Annotated in this window: 1 protein-coding gene and 1 pseudogene; both read left to right on the plus strand. The window is 66.5% G+C overall.

All coding sequences use genetic code 11. The annotated features are described in order from the left end of the window. Positions 1–3,143: DNA-directed RNA polymerase subunit beta (gene rpoB, locus AC5RW2_RS41075; RefSeq protein ID WP_494075298.1), on the plus strand; the 3,143-nt coding region annotated here is incomplete at its 5' end. A gap of 116 nt (positions 3,144–3,259) precedes the next feature. Beyond that, positions 3,260–3,935, plus strand: a pseudogene (locus AC5RW2_RS41080) (DNA-directed RNA polymerase subunit beta'); the annotation flags it as partial.

Genomic DNA, 3,935 nt, shown 5'->3' on the forward strand with positions numbered 1-3,935 from the left:
CGCTGTACGTCAAGGCCGAGTTCATGAACAACAACACGGGCGAGATCAAGCAGCAGACCGTGTTCATGGGCGACTTCCCGCTGATGACCGACAAGGGTACCTTCGTCATCAACGGCACCGAGCGCGTCGTCGTCTCGCAGCTGGTCCGCTCGCCTGGCGCCTACTTCGAGAAGACCGCCGACAAGACCAGTGACAAGGACATCTTCACCGCGAAGATCATTCCGTCCCGCGGCGCCTGGTTCGAGCTGGAAATCGACAAGCGCGACCAGGTCGGCGTCCGCCTCGACCGCAAGCGCAAGCAGTCCGTGACCGTGCTGCTCAAGGCCTTGGGCTGGACCGAGGGCCAGATCCTGGAGACCTTCGGCGAGTACGACTCCATCCGCGCCACGCTGGAGAAGGACGCCACACAGACCCAGGAAGAAGCCCTCCTGGACATCTACCGCAAGCTGCGTCCGGGCGAGCCGCCGACAGTCGAGGCCGCCCAGTCCCTGCTGGACAACCTGTACTTCAACCCCAAGCGCTACGACCTGGCCAAGGTCGGCCGCTACAAGATCAACCGCAAGCTGGGCATCGACAAGCCGCTGACGGATCCGGACGCCTCGGTCCTGAACAATGACGACATCGTCGCCATGATCAAGTTCCTGGTCGCCCTGCACGCCGGCGAGACCACCATCCCGGGCAAGCGCGACGGCGCCGACCACGACGTCCGCGTCGAGATCGACGACATCGACCACTTCGGCAACCGCCGCATCCGCGCGGTCGGCGAGCTGATCGAGAACCAGGTCCGCACGGGCCTCTCCCGCATGGAGCGCGTGGTCCGCGAACGCATGACCACGCAGGATGTCGAAGCGATCACGCCGCAGACCCTGATCAACATCCGCCCCGTGGTGGCAGCGATCAAGGAATTCTTCGGCACGTCGCAGCTGTCCCAGTTCATGGACCAGAACAACCCGCTGGCCGGCCTGACGCACAAGCGCCGCCTGTCCGCGCTGGGCCCGGGCGGCCTGTCCCGCGACCGCGCCGGCATGGAAGTCCGTGACGTGCACCCCTCGCACTACGGCCGCATGTGCCCGATCGAGACCCCTGAAGGCCCGAACATCGGCCTGATCGGCTCGCTGGCCTCCTACGGGCGGATCAACGCGTTTGGTTTCATCGAGACCCCCTACCGCAAGGTCGTCGACGGCCAGGTCACCGACCAGGTCGACTACCTCACGGCCGACGACGAGATCGAGTGCGTGATCGCCCAGGCGAACGCTCCGCTCACCGAGGACCTGCACTTCGAAGAGGACCTGGTCCTCAGCCGGGAGCGCGGCGGCGGCGGCGAGCCGGTGCTCGTGCCGGCCACCGAGGTCGACTACATGGACGTCTCCCCGCGCCAGATGGTGTCGGTGGCGACCGCCCTGATTCCGTTCCTGGAGCACGACGACGCCAACCGCGCGCTGATGGGCGCGAACATGCAGCGCCAGGCCGTGCCGCTGCTGCGTTCGGAAGCCCCGCTGGTCGGCACCGGCATGGAGCGCTACGCGGCTGTCGACGCCGGCGACTCCGTGGTTGCCGCCAAGCCGGGCGTGGTCACCGAGGTCTCCGCGGACCTGGTCACCGCCCTGAACGACGACGGCACCGAGACCCGGTACCCGATCATGAAGTTCGCCCGCTCCAACCAGGGCAACGCGTACAACCAGCGCGTCCTCGTCTCCGAGGGCCAGCGGCTGGAAACCGGCAGCATCATCGCCGACGGCCCGTCCACCGACCAGGGCGAACTGGCGCTGGGCAAGAACCTGCTCGTGGCCTTCATGTCCTGGGAGGGCCACAACTTCGAGGACGCGATCATCCTGTCGCAGCGCGTGGTCTCCGACGACGTGCTGACCTCCATCCACATCGAGGAGCATGAGGTTGATGCCCGCGACACCAAGCTCGGTGCCGAGGAAATCACCCGCGACATCCCGAACGTGTCGGAGGAAGTGCTCTCCCAGCTGGACGAGCGCGGCATCATCCACATCGGCGCCGAGGTCGACGCCGGCGACATCCTCGTCGGCCGCGTGACCCCCAAGGGCGAGACCGAGCTGACCCCGGAGGAGCGCCTGCTGCGTGCGATCTTCGGCGAGAAGTCCCGCGAAGTGCGCGACACCTCCCTGAAGGTCCCGCACGGCGAGTCCGGCACGGTGATCGGCGTGCGGATCTTCGACCGCGACAACGACGACGAGCTGCCCCCGGGCGTGAACCAGCTGGTGCGCGTGTACGTGGCGCAGAAGCGCAAGATCACGGACGGCGACAAGCTCGCCGGGCGCCACGGCAACAAGGGCGTCATCTCCAAGATCCTGCCGGTCGAGGACATGCCGTTCCTGGAAGACGGCACCCCGGTCGACGTCGTGCTGAACCCGCTGGGTGTCCCCGGCCGCATGAACGTGGGCCAGGTGCTGGAAATCCACCTCGGCTGGGCCGCGAAGCAGGGCTGGAACATCGAGGGCAACCCGGACTGGGCCAAGGACCTGCCGAACCTGCCCCGCCAGTCGGGTCCGACGACGGTGGCCACGCCGGTGTTCGACGGTGCCAGCGAGTTCGAGATCACCGGGCTGCTGGATGCCACCAACCCGACCCGCGACGGCGAGCGCCTGATCGGCGCCTCCGGCAAGGCCCGTCTGTTCGACGGCCGCTCCGGCCAGCCGTTCCCGGATCCGGTGTCCGTGGGCTACATGTACATCCTGAAGCTGCACCACCTGGTGGACGACAAGATCCACGCGCGTTCCACCGGCCCGTACTCGATGATCACCCAGCAGCCGCTGGGCGGCAAGGCGCAGTTCGGCGGCCAGCGCTTCGGCGAAATGGAAGTGTGGGCCCTGGAGGCCTACGGCGCCGCGTACACCCTGCAGGAACTGCTCACCATCAAGTCCGACGACATCCACGGCCGCGTCAAGGTCTACGAGGCGATCGTCAAGGGCGAGAACATCCCGGAGCCGGGTGTTCCCGAATCCTTCAAGGTGTTGATCAAGGAAATGCAGTCGCTCTGCCTGAACGTGGAAGTACTCTCCACCGACGGCACCGCGATCGAAATGCGTGACTCGGATGAAGAAGTCTTCCGGGCCGCGGAAGAACTGGGCATCGACCTTTCCCGGGCCGAGCCGAGTTCCGTCGAAGAGGTCTAGCCGCGCCGGCCGGCCGCCGGTGCCTTGGAGCACCGCGGCCGGCCCGCCGCACGGCGCCCTCTGTCCGTAACCCGACAGACTTTCAGATTTAGAGAACAAGAGAGAACAGGGACCATATGTCCAGCGAATCCTCCTTCGGCCTCATGCGCATCGGCCTTGCCACCGCGGACGACATCCGCGACTGGAGCTACGGCGAGGTCAAGAAGCCGGAAACCATCAACTACCGCACCCTGAAGCCCGAGAAGGACGGCCTCTTCTGCGAGAAGATCTTCGGACCTTCCCGCGACTGGGAGTGCTACTGCGGCAAGTACAAGCGCGTGCGCTTCAAGGGCATCATCTGTGAGCGCTGCGGCGTCGAGGTCACCCGTGCCAAGGTCCGCCGCGAGCGGATGGGCCACATCGAGCTGGCCGCCCCGGTCACCCACATCTGGTACTTCAAGGGTGTCCCCTCCCGCCTGGGCTACCTGCTCGACCTGGCGCCGAAGGACCTGGAGAAGGTCATCTACTTCGCCGCCTACATGATCACCAGCGTGGACGAGGAACGCCGCCACGAGGAACTGCCCAACCTGCAGGCCGAGCACGACCTGGAGAAGAAGCAGCTGGCCGATACCCGCGACTCCGACATCGCGGCGATCGCCAAGGACCTCGAGGACGAGCTGACCCGGCTGGAGGGCGAGGGCGCCAAGGCCGCCGAAAAGAAGAAGGCCCGCGACTCCGCCGACCGCCAGATGGCCAACGTGCGCAAGCGTGCCGACGCCGAGATCGAGCGCCTCGACATGGTCTGGGACCGCT

Source organism: Arthrobacter sp. B0316-1-20 (assembly GCF_059091865.1).